Genomic DNA, 1,464 nt, shown 5'->3' with positions numbered 1-1,464 from the left:
TACGCCTTTTCGTCATAGGCGGTGCTGGTTTTCCAGCACCGATAGACGATTCTGATCCACTTGAAGGCCAATGCTCTCAGTGCCGCTTGGTAGGAGCTGCCCTTGGCTCGCTGCTGTCGATAATAAGCCTCAGCCCATGCTGATTGAGGGATGCTGTGAGCGGCCCACTCGACAAAAGTCTGTCGCAAGAAGGTTGAGCATTGGTATCGCCAATACACGACTGTCTTCTTTCCACTACGGTGGGTAACCGGCGCGATCCCGGCATATTGCTGCATCGCTCTGGCATCACTAAATCGATCACGCTGCTCACCAAAAGCCACCATCAGGCGCGGCGCAAGATGTCGGCCGGCGCCAGGAAGCGCCCTGAAGATCGGATAATCGGCCAAGGTATTGGCCGTCTCTTCGATCTCGCGATCAAACTCCTTGATGCCTGAAATAAGTCCTTTGAGTTGCGACGCTAGGGCTGTCGCGTACAACTGTGAAGGACGTATTACCCCTGGATCCTGTGTGAGAGGCATCGCTTGGGTGATGTTTTCCCAGCGCGTTTGATTGAGGCGTGGATTACGAGCGTTGTGCTCGTTAAAGAACTTGAGAAAAGTGCTCTGGCGAGAACGCTTGAGATGTTCGAGCGTGGGCCAGTGCATCAGAAAGTCACAAAACACCACAGTGTCATGCTCGTTGAACAATTCCAGAGCCAATGGATAGTACTGTTTAAGCGTGCAGATCAAACGGTTGCTGACCCTCACTCGCTCACTGACCAGTGCACGACGATGCTCGGTCAGACTGGCCAAAATACGCATGGCCGGACTTTGCGGGATCAACTGGGGAAACCGTTGGGGATGGGTGAGCAACAACTCAAGCGCCCACTGAGCATCAGTCGGGTCATCCTTGGCCCCGCTGCGAACAAAGGTTTTACGGTGCCTGGCCAAAGTGCTCGGATTAATCGGAAACAGGCAGAAGAACTCGTACTTTTGCAACGCAGCCACCAACGGGCCTTTGTTGAGTTCAAGAGCAATCGCGATCGGAGCCCCGTAACGTTCAAACAGCGATTTCGCCCATCGATCAATCGATTGGGGCGTGTGGTCGATGACGGAGAAATACCGCCGGGTCTCTCCAGCGACCTGCAGACACACGTCGTGCTTGGTATCCGCCCAATCGATTCCGATATAAGCAGTGAATTTCTGAGACAGGAGCGTTTTCATCAACGACCTCCACGGGCGCTAAAGTACATGCAGGGACATGCATGCTTACGTCCAGCGAAAGCGATATAGAGAGCCGTGTCGGGCTTTCCCTGAGGGTTCGTTAAAGGACGCAAGCGCACCTGTAGGCTCGAAGGTGAAGGGGAAATCATCGCGTGCTTGGCAGGCATATTCGTAGCCTACAGGTGCATGTTCCTTCCTTGATCAAAACTGGCTTCCAGACAGGGAAGTATGGAAGAAGAAAGGAACGGACAACCTATATCGG

At 53.6% G+C, this 1,464-nt stretch carries 1 protein-coding gene; it reads right to left on the bottom strand.

Annotated elements, in window-relative coordinates; all coding sequences use genetic code 11:
* The coding region (locus M5B98_RS28640; protein WP_248744681.1) for an IS110 family transposase at nucleotides 1–1,202 on the bottom strand (1,202 nt) is incomplete at its 3' end.
* Between the last annotated feature and the right edge of the window lie 262 nt (nucleotides 1,203–1,464).

It is taken from the genome of Pseudomonas sp. MWU12-3088, assembly GCF_023242405.1.
In the GTDB taxonomy this organism is placed as follows: Bacteria; Pseudomonadota; Gammaproteobacteria; order Pseudomonadales; family Pseudomonadaceae; genus Aquipseudomonas; species Aquipseudomonas kribbensis.
This window is presented reverse-complemented; position numbering and strand designations above follow the sequence as displayed.